General features: G+C 38.4%; 24 protein-coding genes. 8 read left to right on the forward strand and 16 right to left on the reverse strand.

The window, feature by feature from the left end; translation table 11 throughout:
* Position 1: 1 nt before the first annotated feature.
* Positions 2–700, reverse strand: coding sequence for an aspartate/glutamate racemase family protein (locus tag AC3CH7_RS01750; RefSeq protein ID WP_036162679.1), 699 nt, complete (start codon positions 698–700; stop codon positions 2–4).
* Between the two features lie 187 nt (positions 701–887).
* On the opposite strand from AC3CH7_RS01750, the gene AC3CH7_RS01755 reads away from it, so the two are divergent.
* On the forward strand, positions 888–2,282 hold the full coding sequence (locus AC3CH7_RS01755; RefSeq protein WP_012293928.1) for an alanine/glycine:cation symporter family protein: 1,395 nt from the start codon (positions 888–890) through the stop codon (positions 2,280–2,282).
* A 43-nt stretch (positions 2,283–2,325) separates the two neighbouring features.
* Here the strand turns inward: AC3CH7_RS01755 and AC3CH7_RS01760 are convergent, their stop codons facing one another.
* From AC3CH7_RS01760 to AC3CH7_RS01770, 3 genes are all read right to left on the reverse strand, one after another.
* Positions 2,326–4,287 carry a methyl-accepting chemotaxis protein gene (locus AC3CH7_RS01760; RefSeq protein ID WP_012293927.1) on the reverse strand — a complete coding sequence of 654 codons (1,962 nt, stop codon included), beginning with the start codon at positions 4,285–4,287 and terminating at the stop codon, positions 2,326–2,328.
* Positions 4,288–4,650: 363 nt separating this feature from the next.
* On the reverse strand, positions 4,651–6,330 hold the full coding sequence (locus tag AC3CH7_RS01765; RefSeq protein ID WP_332290642.1) for a methyl-accepting chemotaxis protein: 1,680 nt from the start codon (positions 6,328–6,330) through the stop codon (positions 4,651–4,653).
* A 156-nt stretch (positions 6,331–6,486) separates the two neighbouring features.
* Positions 6,487–7,308, reverse strand: coding sequence for a hypothetical protein (locus AC3CH7_RS01770; RefSeq protein WP_207889821.1), 822 nt, complete (start codon positions 7,306–7,308; stop codon positions 6,487–6,489).
* A gap of 104 nt (positions 7,309–7,412) precedes the next feature.
* On the opposite strand from AC3CH7_RS01770, the gene AC3CH7_RS01775 reads away from it, so the two are divergent.
* Positions 7,413–7,967: a hypothetical protein gene (locus AC3CH7_RS01775; protein WP_031419605.1), complete on the forward strand. Its 555-nt coding sequence runs from the start codon at positions 7,413–7,415 to the stop codon at positions 7,965–7,967.
* Positions 7,968–8,006: 39 nt separating this feature from the next.
* Here the strand turns inward: AC3CH7_RS01775 and AC3CH7_RS01780 are convergent, their stop codons facing one another.
* The 7 genes from AC3CH7_RS01780 to AC3CH7_RS01810 all read right to left on the reverse strand — a co-directional run bounded on the left by AC3CH7_RS01780 (position 8,007) and on the right by AC3CH7_RS01810 (position 11,466).
* Entirely contained in the window at positions 8,007–8,546 is a 540-nt protein-coding gene (locus tag AC3CH7_RS01780) for a DUF1572 family protein (protein ID WP_012293922.1), read from the reverse strand.
* A 59-nt stretch (positions 8,547–8,605) separates the two neighbouring features.
* A complete protein-coding gene (locus AC3CH7_RS01785; protein WP_031419603.1) occupies positions 8,606–9,493 on the reverse strand; it encodes a hypothetical protein in 888 nt (295 codons plus the stop codon).
* Positions 9,486–9,998 carry an RNA polymerase sigma factor gene (locus AC3CH7_RS01790; RefSeq protein WP_198694821.1) on the reverse strand — a complete coding sequence of 171 codons (513 nt, stop codon included), beginning with the start codon at positions 9,996–9,998 and terminating at the stop codon, positions 9,486–9,488. Before AC3CH7_RS01790 ends, AC3CH7_RS01785 begins: the two co-directional genes overlap by 8 nt.
* Positions 9,999–10,109: 111 nt before the next feature.
* The gene (locus AC3CH7_RS01795; protein ID WP_012293921.1) at positions 10,110–10,718 is read right to left on the reverse strand and encodes an SCO family protein; all 609 of its coding nucleotides are present in this window, start codon (positions 10,716–10,718) and stop codon (positions 10,110–10,112) included.
* Positions 10,719–10,822: 104 nt separating this feature from the next.
* Positions 10,823–10,945 carry a YvrJ family protein gene (locus tag AC3CH7_RS01800; RefSeq protein ID WP_012293920.1) on the reverse strand — a complete coding sequence of 41 codons (123 nt, stop codon included), beginning with the start codon at positions 10,943–10,945 and terminating at the stop codon, positions 10,823–10,825.
* 66 nt (positions 10,946–11,011) lie between these two features.
* On the reverse strand, positions 11,012–11,236 hold the full coding sequence (locus tag AC3CH7_RS01805; protein WP_012293919.1) for a DUF2922 domain-containing protein: 225 nt from the start codon (positions 11,234–11,236) through the stop codon (positions 11,012–11,014).
* 14 nt (positions 11,237–11,250) lie between these two features.
* Positions 11,251–11,466, reverse strand: coding sequence for a DUF1659 domain-containing protein (locus AC3CH7_RS01810; protein WP_031419598.1), 216 nt, complete (start codon positions 11,464–11,466; stop codon positions 11,251–11,253).
* A gap of 121 nt (positions 11,467–11,587) precedes the next feature.
* On the opposite strand from AC3CH7_RS01810, the gene AC3CH7_RS01815 reads away from it, so the two are divergent.
* Positions 11,588–12,016: a DUF2621 domain-containing protein gene (locus AC3CH7_RS01815; RefSeq protein ID WP_008175629.1), complete on the forward strand. Its 429-nt coding sequence runs from the start codon at positions 11,588–11,590 to the stop codon at positions 12,014–12,016.
* An 86-nt stretch (positions 12,017–12,102) separates the two neighbouring features.
* Here the strand turns inward: AC3CH7_RS01815 and AC3CH7_RS01820 are convergent, their stop codons facing one another.
* The 4 genes from AC3CH7_RS01820 to AC3CH7_RS01835 form a co-directional block, all read right to left on the reverse strand.
* On the reverse strand, positions 12,103–12,315 hold the full coding sequence (locus tag AC3CH7_RS01820; RefSeq protein ID WP_488381532.1) for a hypothetical protein: 213 nt from the start codon (positions 12,313–12,315) through the stop codon (positions 12,103–12,105).
* Positions 12,316–12,504: 189 nt separating this feature from the next.
* The gene (locus tag AC3CH7_RS01825) at positions 12,505–12,999 is read right to left on the reverse strand and encodes a CcdC family protein (RefSeq protein WP_031419595.1); all 495 of its coding nucleotides are present in this window, start codon (positions 12,997–12,999) and stop codon (positions 12,505–12,507) included.
* Between the two features lie 24 nt (positions 13,000–13,023).
* A complete protein-coding gene (locus AC3CH7_RS01830; RefSeq protein ID WP_257216252.1) occupies positions 13,024–13,392 on the reverse strand; it encodes a response regulator in 369 nt (122 codons plus the stop codon).
* Between the two features lie 52 nt (positions 13,393–13,444).
* A complete protein-coding gene (locus AC3CH7_RS01835; protein WP_031419593.1) occupies positions 13,445–14,155 on the reverse strand; it encodes a cytochrome c biogenesis CcdA family protein in 711 nt (236 codons plus the stop codon).
* A gap of 340 nt (positions 14,156–14,495) precedes the next feature.
* On the opposite strand from AC3CH7_RS01835, the gene AC3CH7_RS01840 reads away from it, so the two are divergent.
* The 4 genes from AC3CH7_RS01840 to AC3CH7_RS01855 all read left to right on the forward strand — a co-directional run bounded on the left by AC3CH7_RS01840 (position 14,496) and on the right by AC3CH7_RS01855 (position 18,244).
* On the forward strand, positions 14,496–15,227 hold the full coding sequence (locus AC3CH7_RS01840; protein ID WP_269816523.1) for a FadR/GntR family transcriptional regulator: 732 nt from the start codon (positions 14,496–14,498) through the stop codon (positions 15,225–15,227).
* Positions 15,228–15,369: 142 nt separating this feature from the next.
* Positions 15,370–16,086, forward strand: coding sequence for a (Fe-S)-binding protein (locus tag AC3CH7_RS01845; RefSeq protein WP_031419591.1), 717 nt, complete (start codon positions 15,370–15,372; stop codon positions 16,084–16,086).
* 14 nt (positions 16,087–16,100) lie between these two features.
* Entirely contained in the window at positions 16,101–17,531 is a 1,431-nt protein-coding gene (locus tag AC3CH7_RS01850) for a LutB/LldF family L-lactate oxidation iron-sulfur protein (protein ID WP_488381533.1), read from the forward strand.
* Complete coding sequence (locus AC3CH7_RS01855) at positions 17,528–18,244, forward strand: LutC/YkgG family protein (RefSeq protein ID WP_488381534.1); 717 nt, start codon at positions 17,528–17,530, stop codon at positions 18,242–18,244. The genes AC3CH7_RS01850 and AC3CH7_RS01855 overlap by 4 nt, the downstream gene beginning before the upstream one ends.
* A gap of 129 nt (positions 18,245–18,373) precedes the next feature.
* Here AC3CH7_RS01855 and AC3CH7_RS01860 read toward each other — a convergent pair whose 3' ends face one another.
* Positions 18,374–19,669 (reverse strand): MFS transporter, encoded by a 1,296-nt coding sequence (locus AC3CH7_RS01860; RefSeq protein WP_197224957.1) that lies wholly within the window; start codon positions 19,667–19,669, stop codon positions 18,374–18,376.
* A gap of 124 nt (positions 19,670–19,793) precedes the next feature.
* On the opposite strand from AC3CH7_RS01860, the gene AC3CH7_RS01865 reads away from it, so the two are divergent.
* Positions 19,794–21,047 carry a helix-turn-helix domain-containing protein gene (locus AC3CH7_RS01865; protein WP_488381535.1) on the forward strand — a complete coding sequence of 418 codons (1,254 nt, stop codon included), beginning with the start codon at positions 19,794–19,796 and terminating at the stop codon, positions 21,045–21,047.
* Positions 21,048–21,063 lie beyond the last annotated feature (16 nt).

A 21,063-nucleotide genomic window follows, 5' to 3' on the forward strand; every position in this document is an offset into this window, starting at 1 on the left:
ATTACGTTTCCTCCTGAATTGCCATTGACACCGCCGCCTGGGCATGAATCATCGTTGTATCAAAGACTGGAACACGGATATCCTGCTGCTGAATGAGCAGGCCAATTTCGGTACAGCCAAGAATTACTCCTTGCGCTCCTGCCTCCACAAGCTCATTAATTACTTGAATGTAATAGGACTTGGAATTTGGGATGATACTCCCCAAACATAATTCCTCATAAATGATCCGGTTAACTTCCATACGTGAATGACGTTCTGGCACAATAACCGCTATTCCATAGCCCTCTACTCTCGACCTATAAAATTCCTGTTCCATTGTGTACATAGTGCCGAGGAGAGCTACTTTTTGTAGTCCAGCCTTTTTTATTTGTTGAGCCGTGGCATCAGCAATATGTAATATGGGGATAGTGATGGCCTCCTCCATAACCTCTACGACCTTATGCATCGTATTGGTACATATAACGATAAAATCTGCACCTGCTCGTTCAAGTGACAGTGCAGCTTGCGCAAGCACAATGCCAGCTTTGTCCCATTGTCCCCTCGCTTGAAAATGCTCAATTTGCTGGAAATCAACACTATACAAAATACATGTAGCAGAATGAAGGCCCCCTAGCTGTAGTTTGACCTGTTCATTTACTAACCTATAATATTCAGCAGAGGATTCCCAGCTCATACCGCCAATCAAGCCAATTGTTTTCATCATCAAAACTCCCTCCTTTTATTCTATTTATTATACATATTAGCCGAATAAAAATGAGAGAATTTTCGGAATTTACCACTCTTATAGGAAAACTCAAAACTTTATTATAATTTATTATATTAGAAAGGTTGATTTTTCATAAAAAAACAGTGTAGACTAAAGCGTACTGTGAAAGGAGGAATAACTTATGGAATGGATTTCAAATATTGTTGATAGTGGAAATAATATTTTATGGACATATATCCTGATTATCTTATTATTAGCTGCTGGACTATATTTTTCATTTGGTACAAAATTTGTACAAATTCGTCTTTTTCCTGAAATGTTTCGTCTGATTGTCGAAAAAAGGGAGGGAGATTCAGGGGTTTCGCCATTCCAAGCCTTTACGATTAGTGCCGCTTCACGTGTAGGCACTGGGAACATTACAGGTGTTGCCTTAGCCATTGGTGTCGGTGGACCAGGTGCAGTATTTTGGATGTGGATTATTGCTATTTTAGGAATGGCAACAGCCTTCATTGAAAGTACTTTAGCACAGGTCTATAAAGTAAAGGATGGCGATACTTTCCGAGGTGGACCTGCCTATTACATGGAAAAAGCGTTAGGTCAAAGAAAACTAGGTATCATTTTTAGTATTCTATTAACACTAAGTTTTGGATTTATATTTAATGCAGTGCAGTCTAACACAATTGCTACTTCGGTTGGGGAAGCATTTGATATAAGTCCAAAGCTCATTGGAGGCTTACTTGTAGCACTAACAGCATTAATTATTTTTGGTGGTGTACAAAGAATTGTAAAGGTAACGCAAGTCCTTGTACCTGTTATGGCCGTCTTCTATTTACTTGTAGCGCTTTTTGTTGTGGTGACAAATTTATCAGAAATACCGAATGTCTTTAAATTAATTTTCACACATGCATTTGGTCTACAAGAAGCTGCTGGTGGAGCAATTGGAGTCGCTATTATGCAAGGGGTACGTCGTGGTTTATTTTCAAATGAAGCTGGGATGGGTAGTGTGCCAAATGCTGCGGCGACTGCTAATACCTCACATCCTGCTAAGCAAGGACTTGTACAAAGCTTAGGTGTCTTTTTCGATACGATTATGATTTGTACAGCAACAGCCTTTATCATTATTTTAGCTGGCTTATATGATAAAGGTGAAAGTAATGGTATTATTTTGACGCAAAATTCCCTAGCTGTACACGTTGGGGATTGGGCTCCTTATTTTATTGCCATTTCCATTATCTTCTTTGCTTTCAGTTCGATTATCGGTAACTATTACTATGGTGAATCTAATATCGAATTTATAAATGCCCATAAGGGTTGGATGGTTATGTATCGCGTTCTAGTACTAGTCATGGTTATGTTCGGCTCTGTAGCACAAGTTCAACTTGTATGGAATTTAGCAGATTTATTTATGGGGCTCATGGCTTTCATCAATATTGCTATCATCATGATTCTTGGTAAAATTGCCTTCCTTGTATTAGATGATTTTACAGGCCAACGCAAAGCAGGTAAAAACCCTGTCTTTTATGCCAAATCAATTCCGACATTAAAAAATACTGATTGTTGGGAAGAAGATCGATAAAATAGGAATGCCCCTCCATTGCAATGAATGGAGGGGCGTTTTTTTAATATTTGAACTGACTAATCAGTTGTTTTAATTCATCGGCCATATGCGCAAGTGCTTGTGCCGAGGCATTGATTTCTTCCATTGATGCTAACTGTTCCTCAGTTGAGGCTGCAACATCTTCAGAAGCGGCTGCATTCCCTTTGGCTGAGAAGGCTAAATCTTCCGTCACTGCTGCTACCTCTTGCACACCAGCAGACATTTGCTCTGAGGCAGAAGAAACCTCTTCCATTTTTGGCGTAATTTCATTCATACTTGTCATAATGACTTGGAATTTCGTAATGGCTTCATCAGAAATATGTAAACCACTTTGAACATCCTCCGTTACCTTAGCCATAATACTTACAGATTGCTCTGTTTCTTGTTGAATTCCGCGAATCAATTCAAAAATTTGTTTAGCCGAATCCTGTGATTGCTCGGCAAGCTTACGGACTTCATCTGCTACAACTGCAAATCCTTTTCCATGCTCGCCTGCTCTTGCTGCTTCAATAGCGGCATTTAAAGCCAGTAAATTAGTTTGATCCGCAATGCTTGTAATGACGTCTAAAATGGATGTAATTTGCTGTGAACGTTCATGTAAGGTTTGAATTTTAGCATTAGAATCAGCAACAGATAAATGAATAGACTGCATTTGATCCTTTGTATTTTGAACAGCTTGTCCGCCCTCATCTGCCTGTAATGTCGCATGCTGTGAAAGGTCCGTCACAGCAGATGAAATTTCAGCAATATGAAGAATAGCTGTTGAAAGCTCATGTAATGATTCTGCATTTTTATTGGCACTAACAGTTTGACCATCTGCACTTGATGCAACATCTTGAATCGAAATTGCGACTTTTTCGGTTGCTATACTTGTTTGATTCGCATTAGCTGTTAGCTCTTCAGCAGACGATGCCACTTCCTCTGCATTTTGTTCAATTTTTTGAATAAGCGTCCGTAAACTTTCCTGCATATCATTAAAGGCCATTCCTAATTGCCCAATTTCATCATTCGAAGTTATCGTAACAGTTTCTGTCAGATCACCTTTACTAATCGTAACGGCGCTATCTTTTAATGCTTTAATTGGTTTAATGACAGCCTTCATCACGAAGTAGAAGATTATAGAACTAATAACGACAGCTGCAAGTAGCACTATAATGGTGTGAGTTAAAATCGATGAAGCCGATTCATCAATTTCCTTGGAAAAGATGGTACCTGTGATTTTCCAATTGGTTACTTCATTCGTCGTATAGAATAAAATACGATCATCGCCGTTAAAGACGTATTCATAGGTGCCAGAGGGACTTTCGTACATTTTATCGAGGAAACTTTCTTTTATCTTGCCACCCGCTTCGAGGGTAGGATGGGAAATGACCAGATTGTCTTCCCCAAAAATAGAGGGATAACCATTTTTCCCAATTCGAATGGAATCTGCAATTTTTTGAAGGTTTGTTAATTTAATATCAATAGCGACAACCCCTGACTGGTCCTTAATCTGTTTAGCCACCGTGACAACCATATCACCTGTTCCCGCATCCTTATACGGGTTAGTAATTAAAGTTTCACCTTTTAAAGCCGTCGCTTGTTTATACCAATCTCGATCTAATGGATTATAATCCGCATCATTCAATCTGGGTACTTGAGAAAACGAACCATCATTTGTTCCAACATAAATACTTAAAACGTCTGGATTAAGCTGTCCATATTGTTTAAACTTTGATTCAATAGACGTTTGAGATTGCTTAAATTGCTGTGCATCTATTTCACTACTAAACACTTGAATGTCATTCATCTTATCAGTAATCGTTTGATCAATTAGCTTATTTAGAATTCCTACACTTTCATTGGCGCTAAATAAGATTTCCTCTTCAATGGAATCCTTAGCTGATAAATAAGATAAACTACCTACAGATATAACAGGAATTAGTAATACTAGCGCAAATAGCGTATAAAGCTTGCCCTTAAAACTGCTAAATATTTTCTTCATATATTATTCTCCTTTTGTTTCTTGAAGTGAAAAATATCACTTGTCAGCCTGATATTTGCTACAACCGTTCCCACTCTGTATCTGTTTTACATCTCTCCCATAGCTTTTATCGGATGAAATATTATTTTTCAAACATAATTATGATTTTTTTATTATTCAGTCTTTACAGATACTCTAAATCCCTGTAATTGTCAGGAATAACTTCCTATTAGCCCACAACTTACTAATCAATAGCTACACGCTGAAATGGCTTCTATTGGTCTAGACTTTATAGAAATTGGAACTGCTGAACTGATAAAAAGGTAATAAAAAGAGGTTGTCCAATGATTTATTTAACCAGTAGACCCCTCTTTTATCCTGAGCTTAATATTTAAATGTTTGTATCGATTCCTGTAAATCTATCGCCATTTTCGCTAAATGTGTGGAAGCCGCCGCTACTTCCTCCATTGCCGCATTTTGCTCTTGGGAAGAAGCGGCAACGCTTTGCACATGACGGCTTGATTTCATAGATACCTCACCTATGTAGTCAATTTCTTGGACAAGCTGTTCAATATCTTGATGGATGGTACGAATAGCTGCGGTAACTAACTCCGTCTGTGCTTGAACATCATTAATAGCATCATCAATTTGTATAAAATTATCTCTTGCCACATTAACCTTATCCCGACCTACATGCACCGAATCATTGCTATTGACCATATCTTCTTCAATTATTCTTGTACTGTCAGTAATTTGAGCTACTACTTTTTCAATTTCCACTGCTGCAAAATTAGACTCATCTGCCAGCTTGCGTACTTCCTCAGCGACAACGGCAAACCCTTTCCCATGTTCACCGCTTCGTGCCGCTTCAATAGAGGCATTGATAGCAAGTAAATTGGTCTGCGTCGCAATACTTTTAATGACATTTACAGCTGCTACAATAGCTGCTGAATTATCATCTAAATCCTGGACACGCGTATTTAATTCACTCGTATTGGCTGAAATTTCATCCATTTGTACCGTTGCATCGTGGACAGAAGAACGACCTAAACTCGCCATATTTTTCGTTTCGACGGTTGCATCATTAACATTTTGAATGCTAGTGGAAATATCATTCATTTTCTTCAAAATATGGGCCGATAAATTCCGTACATCACCTGTTAAAGTATCCTGCTCTTCAATTCCATGTGCAATATCTTGAATCGACTCTGTGACAACCTCCGTTGCCTGTGTGACCTCCATACTACTTGCCGTTAGCTGCTCAGAGGTCGCTGCCACTTGTTCAGAGGAATTTCCTACTTGCTTCATCATCTGACGAAGCTTTTCTGACATTGTATTGAATGACTGGGCTAGGTGAGCAAATTCATCATTTGTTTTGAATTGAAGATGGGTGTTTAAATTCCCCTCTGAGAATGTATCCATTTCACTGACCGTTTGTTGGATATTTTTAGCAATCCTTCTACCAAATACAGTGGCAATAATGATGCTAATGAGGAGAGAAATTGCCGCCAATATCAATATTTCAATACCACTTCTTTCCCCTTTTTGCTTGGTCGCCTCTATATGTGCTAGCATGTCTTCCTGCTGTGCAGTGGCCATTGTCTTTCCAAAGACTACAAGTTTCAAAGAGCCCTCCCCTAAAATCGGCAAGGCTACTTGCTGAGCCTGTTCTATTTCGCCACGTTTATAAAGCGGAATAATCTGTCCATCTATCGCCTTTTCCCAATCATCAAGCTGTTGTAAAAATTGTTCAAAATCTTGATTGCGAGCGCCTATTTCTTGAAGGCGATTAATGGATGTATGTAAGGTATTCCGAATTTCATGATGATTGTTTAACATTTCTTCCTTACCATATAATATATATCCTCGAATAGCTGCGTTTGCACGCACAGTTTGGAACGAGATATCTTGATATAGATGGATTAATTCCGTATTGTCTTCGATTTCAGCTAGTGTCCTATTATTATTAGTTAAGAAATACATCGCAATGGCTGTAATCATTAATAAGAAGGCTAGCACGATACCAAAAGCAATTTGTAGTTTACGTTCCACAGTTAATCTCATATGATTCCCTCAATTCTACTGTAATCACCATTGAGTATATCCTACCTAAATCTATTATCCTATAAAATATGTACCTTTTCTCACAAAATATCGCTAAAATTTAACAATAATGAAAACTCCACCTGAAAACTATTGACAATAATATCCACTATTACGCTAGTTTAAATAGGAATTAATCCATTGAAAGCCATGTAGATATAACCAAAAAAGTGGGAGAAGTAATACCATTTTCATGAAAAGCCCCCTTTTTTCCACATATTCACGAATACCTGAAGTAAGCATCAGGACACTTAGTAATAATAAGCTATGCTGAGCCCCATATATTTGCATCGTAAATGTGATCGTTAATGGTAGGAGGACAGGAAGAATAAAATCAGAAGCGAGTCTCTTCTCCTTTTCTTTCATCAAGTTTTTCTGATCAGTTTTCGATGTACCTCCTATTAATTGCTTTGCCAGCATATATGCTAGACTAAAAAATAAAATTGTATACATAATAAATAATAACCATGGCGTTCGGCTTTCTTCATTCAATAAAAGAAAATAATCTACCACTTCTTTAGTTTGTAGTTTATAATACTGCATCGTTTTCTGATCCATGAAGAATAATTGTTCGTCGTCCACCATCACCTTAACAGCCATTTCCTTTCCATTATCGAAACGAATATATAAATCACTCGTTGGGGTAGGTTCGGTTGGTCGACTGGTCGGGACTTTTTTGGTCTGTAAAGCTTGTTGCAGGTGTTCTGTATCTTTCACCTCATAACGATTAAGGTAGAACACTTGCTTTAATGGATATAAATATTGCTCCTTGCCATCATTTCCAGACATATACCATGCCTGCTCAATCGTTTGAAAATGACTATGCGGAAGGGTTACTAGTTCGTCTCTTTGCCTTTCATTGTTCAAAAACAGCAGGAGGGTGATGAGGCTAAGCGTAATGCCAAGAATTAGTGTAAGTAAATGTCCAACCCGATTCATTGCTTATACTCCTTTACTCTTTACATATATAGTAATTATTGTAATATACGGTTTACCCATCCAATAAGTTTCATCTATACTAAAGGATGGAGGTGGAACGGGAAATGAGCAAGCCAGAATTATATGTTAATTTAGTAGTAGGACCTGATTGTGATTTCGAATCAATGGCCATCCGAGCCGCACTTGAATCCTTTGGTGCAAGGGTAACGCTTCATTTGATTGGTAGACCAAATGATTTGATTGATGTCTTATCGGGCATTGATCTTCATGGCAAAATGGATTATCTCATTTTGAATTTTCACGGAGATGAAGGACGCTTTTGTCTGCCTGAGTTAGGGGAGGATGTGTATGAAGACGATGAACCAAAGAGTTTGTACTTTGGTCCATTGGATATACAAACTTATAGCCGCCTACAGGGTGTAAAGGTTATTGCCGCAGGCTGTACATTAGGGTGGAAACAGCTCGCAACAGCATTTTTAGAAAGTGGCTGTCACTCCTATTTAGCACCAGATGATTATATCGATGGTAACGCAAATCTTATGTTTCTTATTCGCTTTTTCTATGAGATCATCTCTCATCATAAAAATCAGCAGGAAGCATATGAACTAGCTCAAGCCATTGATTCGGAGACGGCAATGTACAAGCTTTATGTATCATAAAAAAAGATCGTAGCAACTAAAAGATTGCTACGATCTCTCTTATTTTTCGTGGATGTTTTCAAGCATAGCCTTGTTAAACGTTTGCGACTGTCCTCTCGCTATACTTAACGTTTGCCAGTCAGATCCCTTTACTTGCTTCGCGATATATATAATTTGACCAATATGCTGTGAATAATGAGCCATTTGTCTTTCTATCGCATCGATTACCGCTAGCTTTTCCCCTCTGATTGTGACATGTCCCTGCAAATCGGATTCTGTAATACTTGCCAAAGCATCTAAAAATACTTGCCAGCCCTCTTCCCAGACCGCGAGAATTGCTTCTTTTGTATAAAGACTATTGATAAACTCATCATCCCGATTTCGTGTAGTTTTCTCACCATCTGTCGTTAAAAAATCAGTCCAGCGCGAAATCATATTACCACTAACATGTTTAACAATGACCGCGATACTATTGGATTCTTCATTATACGCCCAGTGCAGTTCTGCCCCCTCCAATTGATCCAGTGCCTTATCGCCTAACTCTTTCACACTTTTAAATCTCTTTTGAACAACCTGTAAATACGTTTCCGCAATCGTCATAGTCGATCCCCATCCCCTCTTTTTTATTATTATAAGTAGAAAATCTTACTTTTTACCAGCTATTTACCAAGAATAAATTCCTTGACGATAGTTGCCATTTCTTCCTGCATTTCTTGTGGATCTCCATTTAGTTGGTAACCAATGTGATAGACATAGCCGTTGTAGTACGAATAGTATTCGTTGGCTCTTGTAGTCATTTGATAGATTCTCTTATCAGCTGCGTCGTAATTATAGTAAATATAAGGAAAACCTTGATTTGGTGTCATCTCCCGAAATAACACAGGATTCATGAAATTTAATGCTACATTTGAAATCTTAATATCTGCAGTATCTTCAATATTTTGAGATTTTACATAGTCTGCTAAGGGATTTCGATCGACATTTGTCACTGTAAAATTAATATATTGTAAATCCACGCCAGTGTAAGATTTTTCTTTAAAACTAAATTGGAATTGCGTTTGCTGACTACCATCATCCATTTTTGATGTTACCGCATATACTTCCTGAATATTCGGTTTAAATGGTAGATTTTCGGATTTAGTGAGATGGACTGCATTTCCCAACAAAGTACCTACTGATTGCATAGCCTCGAAGCCTTGAAGTGGTGCATAATATTTAATATTTTTTGCCTGACTTAAATAAAGTGATATCGGAAAAAACTGACTGTACGTTGTATCTTTTCCTTCTACTTCTGTATGAAATAAATCTGTGAATAGAAGTTTTTTTCCTTCATCTTTTACCTCTGTCGTCACCTGATCCATTGGCTGTGTTGCTTGCCAAGCAATGAAAAATAAAATAGAACATGTGATCATAACGGTGAATGCACGATATGTCCATTTTGACTTGGATGGATACGACTCTTGCTGAACATGTTGTCGAACCTTTTGAATAATCACCTCTTTATGTGCTGTGACATCCTGTAACACCTGCATGGTATGTTTATCCATGGTAAAGTACCTCCCATTCAATATGTTGTAAATCTACTCTTAGTAGCTCCTTCCCCTTCTTCAAACGAGACTTTACCGTACCCTCAGGAATTGTCAGTAGTTCAGCAATTTCTTTAATCGTCATTTCTTCTAAGTAGTAATAAACTATCGCTTCTCGCGGTTTGATGGGTAAGCGTAAAATAGCTTCATCTAATAAAGCATGTTCATCTTGAAGAATAAGTGCATCCTCAAAATTGGATTTTTGCTTTAAAAATTTATGTTGAAATTTAATTTTTCGATAGGCCCAGCTTTTTAAATAATCCTTGCATTTATTGATCGTCATGCGAGCAAGGTATGCCTTCAGTTCTCCTCGTTCCTCATAATGTTTTTGATGATAAAATTTAATAAAAACATCCTGCACAATATCCTCTGCTATTTGTAAATCCTTCGTATAGTAATAAGCAATACGAAACAAACTCTCCGTATGTATAGCCATCAGCTGCTCCAATTTTTCTATATTAGACATATACATTCCCTCCTTCTACACTATAAACGATTCCCAACCAGAAAAAGATTATTTTTCCAGATTTTAAAGGACATAAAAAAACCGTCTCAAAAATTTGAGACGGTTTTCTATTTATAAATTTTCATCAATATATGTTTCAATATCAGAAGCTATTGTATCAATTGGTACATCTTCAATATTTTCAGCGAAGCCATTATACATTTTAACGATTGTTCCCTCTTTATCAACTAGGAAAAATTGATTACCATGGATAACTTGATCACTATTAGGATCATTTTTCACTAAAATTTTCGTATTTTTAACCGCAAACTGTTCAATATACTTTTGTGAATACCCTGTAAGAAGATTCCACTTAGAATCATCTGGCACATTATATTTACTAATATAGTTGGCTAATACTTCTGGCGTATCAACATCTGGATCTACAGAAAAGGCGACGATATTATAATCCTCTACCCCTTTTTTCTGAAGCTTTTCTTGGACTTGTGCCATATTCAAGGACATTGGTGGGCAAATCGATACACAATTCGTGAAAATATACATACCGATCCATGGCTTGCCTTTTAAACTTTCAAGTGAAACCGTCTCTCCACGCTGATTGACATGTTCAAAATCAGGTATCTCTAAACTATAATCTGCTTTAAATTTAGAATTCCCGCAGGCACCTAGCACAGTCACACAGGCTAAAAGCAATACTAGCCCCATTCGTTTATGTTTCATGTTAACACTCTCCCTAACCTACACTATCCTCATCCTAACTTAGGCTGTAAGCGTTGACAAGAACCTCTAGGTGACAGCTTTCGTACATATTTGTGAAATTAATTTCATTTTAAGGAAACAAGTGCCTCATGAATCGCATCTAGCTTTACCTCGACACGGTGTAATAAATAAAAGGACACTAAAATCGGAAAACCAATATCCGATATCATGTTTAACCACTGTTCCATTGCTATGCCCCCTCTCACTAGGTAAAAATGGCCTTTGCAGTTCTCTTAGCAAAGACCATTTTTTCATTATTCTGTTGCTACATCGAATTCTATTACCTTTCGTTCTACAATGCGTGCACCTTTGATAGCTGTCAATGCTCCAGCTTGTCCAGAAAATACATTTTTAGCCATAATAGTTTTCATGACTTGTTGAATGTCAGCTGCTGTTACTGTTGGCTTTGGAGCATCAATCGTAAGCATGGATGTTTTACCATCCGCTGTAACAAATTGTAACTCTAAAACTTGTGTCATTTTGTCATCCCCCCTTAAGATAATTCGCTTGTCTCTTGCTTTTCAATACCGGCTAATGCTTGTGATGAGAGACTGGCCATCGCTTGGGCGACAGCTACTAAATCTTCTACGCTATGTGTCTTAGCGATATTACGATACGATTTAGTAGTGTATGTTGGCTCGTTTTGCTCATTGTAGCCTTCCACATATTTCAGACGCAGTGTAGCTTGTAAAAAATTCACGTTCGCCATCCATCGTCACCTCCCTTCATACACTATATAAAGACGAATTGCTAAAAAAGGGACATTATAGGATGAATTTTTTTTCAGAAGCTTTTATAATAGAGTCAGAGAAGGCAAAGAGGTGAACGATTTGTTACAAGGTTGGTTTTTATGGTTTATTTTATTTTGGGTGGTTGTCCTCATTTCATTGATGGCGATTGGCGGCTTTTTCATGTTCCGCAAGTTTTTAAAAGCACTCCCAAAGCAGGATGGAAAGTCTGATTTAGATTGGCAGGAATTTTATTTAGATAAAACAATCCATTTATGGGGACAAGCTGAAAAAGAGTTACTCTATGAGCTTGTAAGCCCTGTCCCTGAGCTCTTTAGACAAGTAGCAAAGGAGAAGATTGCAGGGAAAATTGGCGAGCTTGCTTTAGAGGAAAAAGCACCTGCCATTAACAATGACCTCATTATTCGTGGCTACATCCAAGCAACACCTAAACGCGATCACAAATTTTTACGCAAAAAATTAGAGCAAATGCAAATTGACATCGCCCCCTACGAACATTTATTTGAATAAAGAAAACTACGCAGCACACAAGCTTGTGCTGCGTTTTTTAGGGGTACTGCTTTGAGCGGACCATCCTCATTTGGCGTTCTATCCGTCTATTCGAGCGTTCTATCCGTCACTTTGGGCGTTCTATCCACCACTTTTGCAGTTCTATCCGTCACTTTGAGCGTTCTATCCACCTCTTTTGCAGTTCTATCCGTCACTTTGGGCGTTCTATCCACCACTTTTGCAGTTCTATCCGTCACTTTGGGCGTTCTATCCACCTCTTTTGCAGTTCTATCCGTCACTTTGGGCGTTCTATCCGCCACTTTTGCAACCTATCCGTCAATTCGAGCGTTCTATCCACCACTTTTGCAACCTATCCGTCAATTCGAGCGTTCTATCCGCCACTTCTGCAATCCTATCCGTCAATTCGAGCGTTTCACCCTCCACGATGCATAACAAATTCGCCCCACCTCCCGAATCTAAAGCATAAAAAAACTACACTAGTTTGAGCACTAGTGTAGCTGGGGAATCGTTTTTTTGATTTTTTTAAACTGGATTAACATGGCAATTCGCCAAGGTACTAACATGGCGAAGGCTAGGATCCAGAACATGCCTGCTAATTCACCAACATCGATGGAGCTGCTTAGAACCATTTTAGCCACTACTCGGAATATTAATAAACCAAATAATATAAAAACGAATGCTTTTGAACGTTTTAAATAAATATCTCGACCTTTCACTTCAAATTTGGAAGTGGCAATTAAAATTGTCGAGAACACCATTCCTACAGCGGCTGCTTCTAATATTTGCATCGGTGGTACTCGGAATTGTTCAAATAAAAACATGAGTGCACCAGAAGACATCGCGATGGGCGGAATAATAATTTTCTTCTCATTTGTTGGCATTTTGGAAGCTCTCATACGTATAACCATGACAAAGCTACCCATTAGAATGGCCATAATGGTCGACCCAATAACATAATAGTGAGAAGGGATATTGCTCAACATAAAAGATCCTCCTCTAATGTCAAATTAGCAATTTTGACCAAGTAATTGGTCAGCGACGGCTCTTAATCTTTCTGGCTCAAAGGGCTTGGTAATAAAATCTTTCGCCCCACTTTCAATCGCTTCTACAATTAACTTTTGTTGGCCTAATGCTGTTACCATAATTATTTTTGCATTTGGAAATTCTGGGATAATTTTTTTTACCGCCGCAATACCAGTCATAACGGGCATCGTTACATCCATTGTTACTAAATCTGGTTGTAACTCTCGATACATAGCCACAGCTTCTTTACCATTTGCTGCCTTACCTACTACGTCATAACCCCATTCTGAAAACATATTACTGATTGCAACACGCATAAATAGCGTATCATCCACTACTAAAACTGTAGGCACATGTTCATCTCCCTCCACGTTAAAGTACGGTATGCCTCTTTAGTTTAACAAATTAAAAGCCTGTAAATCCACCGAAAATAGGCTGTAATATACGAGTAATATACGTTAATCCATCAAAGAATAACAAGATACCCACGGCAATCATGATATAACCACCGATTTTCACGATTTTTTGGCTATGTGTGCGAATCCAAGTCATTCGTGAAATAAAGAACGATAACACAAAGAATGGGATTGCGAACCCTAAATAATAGGCGAACATATAGCTAAAGCCCGCGCCTGGGTTTGTACTAGCCAACATTATAATAGAAGCTAAAATTGGTCCTGTACATGGTGTCCATCCTGCCGCAAAGGCAATACCAATTAAAACAGATCCCAAATAGCCAGATGGTCGATTTTTAAATTGAAACTTCCGATCCTTCATAAGGAAATCAATTTGTAGCAATCCAACAATCATTAAACCAAATACTACGATTAAAATGGCACCAACCTGACGTAGTAAAGTTTGATAATTCAGGAAAAACTCTGCCGCATAGGAGGCACTTAGTCCGATAATAATAAAAATAATTGAAAATCCTAGTAAAAAGAATAGTGTGTGGAAAATGGCACGCTTTTGTAGCATCCCTTTTTCTGATTTTAGCTCATCTAATGTCATACCAGTTATGTACGATAAAAATGCTGGATACAATGGGAGGGTACATGGTGAAATAAAACTTAGAAACCCTGCACCAAAAGCTAAAAATACGTTAATATCTGTTCCCATATTTTTCGATCGCTCCTTACAGTTACTGCAACCATCGTACCAAAAAAACTGATAAATTGCGCCCTTCCTGATTGTGAACGTTTCATGGCAAAATGATGAGATTTCTGAAAAGTCCTCCCAAACATATAAAAAGCTTAATAAGCTACTTCTGCATTATGCGCCGCTGTTGATTTTCTGTCAACAAAATTCGCCATTATTCTACATTTTTAAATAAGCTTACCTATCTCATTTTTTTAGCCAATGCACCGTTTTTTATACACTATTCAGGAGTAATTATCTGATCTTCATGTATAATATTCATAACAAACGCGCATTTGATTGAAAAAAGAGGTGTAGCTCCTTGGAATTAAAAAAAATAAAACCTAAAAAAATCTATGAAGAAGTGTCCGAAATTTTGCATGAAAAAATAAGAGGTGGTGTTTTAAAGCCGGGTGATCGACTGGACTCGGTTGAACAGCTTGCTGAACAATTGCAAGTTAGCCGTTCCGCTGTGCGAGAGGCGCTTTCTGCCTTAAAGGCAATGGGATTGATTGAAATCAAACAAGGCTCAGGGACTTTTGTAAAGAGTGTGCCTCCAAACAGACTCGATTTTCCATTATCTACAGCCATGTTATCGAATAAACTTGATATTGCCCGTTTATTAGAAGTTCGCAAAATCATTGAGGTAGGCGCAGCTGCGAGTGCCGCAAACAACCGTACAGAACAGGATATTCAAGTAATGGTTCAAATCTTAGATAATATGAAGCAAGCCCATGGGGATGGTGAACTTGGTGAAAAAGTGGATTATCAATTTCATGTGGCAATTGCAACTGCCTCCCAAAACCCCCTACTTGCTACCATTCTAGATCAAATTTCTGGGCTGATGATTGATACAATGAAAGAAACACGCCGCATTTGGTTGTACTCTAAAAAAACAACAAGCGAGCAACTATATGAGGAACATATGAAAATCTTCCTTGCTATTCAACAGCAAAATGAAGAATTGGCCAAACAGGCGATGACCTCTCATTTAAGCAATGTTGAAAAGGTTCTATTACAATATTTTGAAACAACGGAATCCAACCTGCTTTAAAACAGCCTAGCTCTCGACTAGGTTGTTTTATTTTTTCTGAAAATTCCATCAAAACATCTTCTTTCTTTGAAAAGTTTGTAGTATGATACATATAACCAAAAGTCATCTGATGACCTGTTGTTTATAAAAAGGAGCGATGCATATGAAAGTAACTCTCTTTGCTACTTGCCTAGTGGATATGTTTCAGGGAGATATAGGGAAATCTGTTGTGGAAGTGTTAGAAAGACTTGGCTGTGAAATTGATTTTCCTGAGCAACAAATTTGCTGTGGACAGCCCGCCTATAATAGTGGCTATGTGAAAGAATCCAAAAATGCGATGAAAAGAATGATTTCTGCCTTCGAGCATGCTGATTACGTCGTCTCCCCCTCTGGTTCTTGTGTTTATATGTTTAAGGAATATCCAGAGATTTTTAAGGGAGACCCTCTATGGGCATCAAAAGCAAAGGCATTGGCAGCCAAAACGTATGAGTTTACTGAATTTATTGTCCATGTATTAAAGATAGAGGATGTTGGAGCCCATTTAGAGGGCAAAGCTACTTACCATACTTCCTGCCATATGACTCGCCTCCTTGGAGTGAATGAGGCTCCTATAAAGTTATTACAAAACGTCGATGGTTTACAGTATGTGGAGCTCCCAGGAAAAGATAGGTGCTGTGGGTTTGGTGGCACATTCTCTGTCAAAATGGGCAATATATCTGGCGAAATGGTTCAAGAAAAGGTCCACCATGTAGAGGAGACAGGGGCGGATTATTTAATCGGAGCAGATGCTGGCTGTTTAATCAATATGGGTGGTCGTATTCATCGCCAAGGAAAGCCAATTAAAGTAATGCACATTGCAGAGGTTTTAAATTGCCGATAAAAGGAGGAACATTCATGGCCATGAAAACTAGTAATAATCGCTTTCAGGACCGTGTCACAAAAGAGCTTGAAAATCAATTTATGCGTAGCGCTGTTTCCAGAGCTCAGGACCGCTTTCAAACACGTCGTCTACAACAAACTCAGGAACTTGGAGATTGGGAGGAATGGCGTTCACATGGAGAGGAAATACGGAAACATGTTTTAGAAAATCTTGATTATTATCTATACCAATTAAGTGACAATGTTGCCAAAAGAGGTGGACATGTTTTCTTTGCTCAAACTGCACAAGAAGCAACAGCCTATATTCAAGATATTGCGAAACAGAAAAATGCTGCTAAAATTGTGAAGTCAAAATCGATGGTAACCGAGGAAATAAACCTTAATGCTGCATTAGAGGAACTAGGCTGTGAAGTGATCGAAACGGACTTAGGTGAATACATTTTGCAAGTTGCCGATCACGAGCCCCCATCTCATATTGTGGCTCCTGCTCTGCATAAAAACAAAGAGCAAATTCGAGATGTGTTTAAAGCAAAACAGAGCTACACTCAATCGGAAAAGCCCGAGGAGCTTGCTCTTTATGTGCGTGAAAAACTACGCGATGAATATTTAACTGCCGATATCGGTATAACAGGCTGTAATTTTGCCATTGCTGAAAGTGGATCGATTACGCTAGTCACCAATGAAGGCAATGCTGATTTAGTTACGGCTCTGCCAAAAACTCAAGTCACTGTAATGGGAATGGAAAGAATTGTTCCTACCTTTGAAGAAATGGAGGTTCTTGTTAGCTTATTAACACGTAGTGCTGTAGGGCAAAAGCTGACAAGCTATATTACCACGCTTACAGGAATTAAAGAAGAGGGTGAGACAGATGGGCCTGAGGAATTCCATTTAGTCATAGTGGATAATGGTCGCTCAGCCATTCTTGGTGGCGAATTTCAGCCTATCTTACAATGCATTCGCTGTGCCGCCTGTGTCAATGCTTGCCCTGTTTATCGTCATGTCGGTGGGCATACGTATGGCTCTATCTACTCGGGTCCGGTTGGTGTAGTACTCTCTCCGTTATTAGGAGGCTATGATGATTTTAAAGAGCTCCCCTATGCCTCAACGCTATGTGGTGCCTGTACGGATGCTTGCCCTGTAAAAATACCTTTACATCAGCTTATTCATAGACATCGTCAGGTCATTGTTGAAAATGAAGGCAAAGCACCCGTTTCCGAAAAGCTACTAATGAAGGCATTTGGCTTAGGAGCATCCTCCCCTACCTTGTATAAGATGGCTACAAAAATGGCCGCTCCTGCAATGGCTCCCTTCACGAATGACCATACGATTACTAAAGGTCCAGGTCCTTTAAAAGCATGGACTGAAGCACGGGATTTCCCTGCACCGAATAAAAACAGTTTCCGAAATTGGATGAAGCACCGCACAAAAGGAGATGAGGAATCATGACTGGTACCATGCAGCATCGAGAGAATTTTTTAGCAAACATTGCACAGCAGTTAGGGCGTTCCCCTATTACAACGCTTCCACGCCCCACGTGGCAGTATCAACCACAAAATCGTACATTAAAAGATGCCACGAGAGACGAATTACTAGAGATTTTCATGAAACAATGCGCCAATATTCATACGAATATTGTGATTTCCAATTGTGCCAAGCTTTCTCAAGATTTGCAATCTGTTGTGGACCAATATGGCGGACAATCCATCATTAGTTCTAGGGACGAGCGATTTCAAGAATTCGGACTATCTGAATTAATGACAGAAAAATGGCCGCAGTCTAATATTCAGTACTATGAATGGAATTCACAGCAACCACAGGAAAATATCCTACATGCTGAAAAAGCCAATATAGGCATTACTATTAGCGAGATGACACTTGCTGAATCTGGGACGGCTGTACTTTTTAGCAGTAGAGATCAAGGAAGAAGTATTAGCTTCTTACCAGAAAAATCGATCATTTTAATCCCAAAAAGTACAATGGTGCCTCGTATGACACAAGCAGCACGGTGGATTCGTGAAAAAATCAACAACGGAGAGAAAATTCCTTCCTGTATTAATTTCATTACAGGTCCTAGTAACTCAGCAGATATCGAAATGATTTTAATCGTTGGTGTACATGGCCCGATTCAAGCTACCTATATCGTCATTGAGGATCGTTAAGCCCATTAATAAAGTAAAGCCTTTGATCTCAACTATGGCAGGTACTTAATAATTCTCCTATAGTAAAAAATGACAAAAGGTATCGAGCATTTACGTCACGATACCTTTTGTCTATAGTCAGACATGCATTTATGTTGTTGAATGAGGGACACTTTTTGTTATGCCTTCTTTTTCATAATACTCTGGATGTGCTTCTTTTAAAATGGAAGTGCGTAGCATCACAAGTGAAATGGTAATGATAATGACACTCGTAACAGGTAAAATGATTGTGGCCGGTATTGCATCATATAATACGCCATAAACAACCATACCTATTGGCATCATAGACATTGCCATTGTTTCCATTAGACCGAAAACGCGTCCGCGGAATTCTTCTGAGATGATTTTTTGCATATACACCCCTATTGGCATATTTATCCCCATTTCAAAAATGGCAAAAATAAAGTAAATGATTAGGTAGAAACTTACAATCGCGATATAGGAAAAATTCGTGACTAACGGAATGATTGCTAAGGCGAGACTACCTGCTAACAGTAATAAGCTTATTTTTGAGAAACGTAATGGCGCTTTGACTTCTGGTCTTGTTGCAAAATAAAGAGAGGCTATCAGCATACCTGCTGCTCCTGATGCCTCTATAAAACCAAAATGTGTTGATTTTACTTTCAGCAATTCAATAATAATATATGTTCCTCCAACGGCAATCGCAGAAAAAAATAGATTAATCCATAATGCCACCCACATGATTGTTTTTATAACTTTTCGTTGTTTAATATAATGGAAGCCACCTTTAAGCCCTTCCCACACCTTCTCCTTCTTCACATCTTCCCCTCTAGTACTATAGAGTTTAAAATCCATTGTTGCCTCTAAGCAAAACGCCATGATATACGCTACGATATTTACCATTAAAAATATATCAATATTGAAAAATCCATACATCATGCCGCCAATGACTGGTCCCCCAATGGCAGCCACCGACATTGATAATTGATTAAATGACATCGCGCGCTGTAAACGTTCTGGATTTACAAGTGTAGCAATTGCAGATGAAAACGTGACCCCAGAAAATGCGGAACATATTGTATTAAAGACTGTAGCTATGTAAATAGCATAAACCGACATCCCTACCGTTTCTGTATAAATCAGTAATCCCCCTACGGTCAAAATGGTTCCTGCCTGTGCTAATAAAATCGTTCGTTTTTTTGAAAAATTATCCGCTACATAACCTGCCAAGGGTGCTACGAGAGCACGAGGTAACACTGAACAAATCATATTGGTCGCAAAGCTCATGGCTGACCCTGTCATGGCTAATATATACAGGCTAAAACCAAACGCCATGACATTTGCCCCTAACATGGCAATCATTTTACTCGCTGTAAAAGTCCATAAATGATAGGTCGCCTTTCTTAATTTCTCCGTTTCATTCATCTTAAAAACCCCTCCATTTTTTAGTTGAATTAAAAAGTTTAATTTTATTAAACAAAATATACCATAGCTTCCTCTTTTCACGCAAGAAAAAGTTTAATATAATTAAACAAAAGGAGGCGAGGCAGTGAACTCTCTAGGCGCACGAATTCGCAAATTAAGGAAAGAAAAAAAATTAACATTAGAGGCGCTTGCCGGTGATCGTCTAACAAAAGGAATGCTAAGTCAAATAGAAAATGAAAAGGCCAAGCCCTCTATGGAAAGCCTGGACTATATTGCTGAACGGTTAGGTGTCAAGGCTAGTGAATTACTCGAAGAAGTAGCACCCTCATCCATTCGTTCACTTTTAGAGCAGGTGGAAATTTTATTTGCAGAGGTAAAATGGGGAGACATAGTTCGCTATCAAGAAATTGTTGATTTAATCAAGCCATCAGTCGAGGGACTTCCTCATAGTTATGAAGCAGGCCGTTTATTGTATATATACGCTGTCACACAGTATGAAGCAGGATTAACTTCATGGGAAACATCCCTCCTACAAGCGCGCACTATCTTTAAAGAAATTAATTTACTTAGCCATTGGTTCAAAACATTCATCCTGCAAATGTCCATATTAGCGGGAAAACGTCAATATGACCTCGCCTATGCCTGTATTTTACAGGCACAAGAAATTATCAAACAAGAGGATTATCAGCTTGATTCTCGTGACGCTTTATTAATGGCGTATTATACAAGCATTTTACAGCTTGCCATCGGAGAACATGAAGAAGGGAAAAAATTAATAAACGAGACGATTACGAATGCTCATAAAAATCAGCTGTTTTATAAAATTGATGATATGTATCGTATAGGAGCGTATTGCGCGATGATTGACCATGACTTTGAACAAGCAGAGCATATGTTTATGAAGCTGGAGCAATATCGGGCTTTTGCTGAGCGCGCACTAGTAGATGCTTTCATCTTTATTTTACGAGCACATTATAATAATAATTACATGTTTAATTATGAGCAGGCATTAATCGAAATTGAGAGCTTTAATAAGTTGAAGCATGTGGATTTAGATATTTTGGATTCAAACTATTATTATGCGGAAAAAGGAAAGTCCCTATATTTACTCGGTCGTTATGAGGAGGCTAGAGCTGTATTTGAGCATTTTCAAAAAGCACCTAATTTTGTCAGCCATCCATATGATATTTTAGGCTTAAATGAATGCTTTTCCTATAAGGCCCTTTGCTATGCACATTTCGGGGAACTTACAACCGCCTACGACATTGCGAAAATGGCTTACACTGATTCACTGGATTTAGTTGATTTACCTTATAAACGCAAAATTGAAGAAGTCTATATGACAATTAGGGCACAAATTGATTCTAATTCCTACTAGTAAAGGGATTGCACTA

It is taken from the genome of Lysinibacillus sp. F12, from assembly GCF_057773605.1.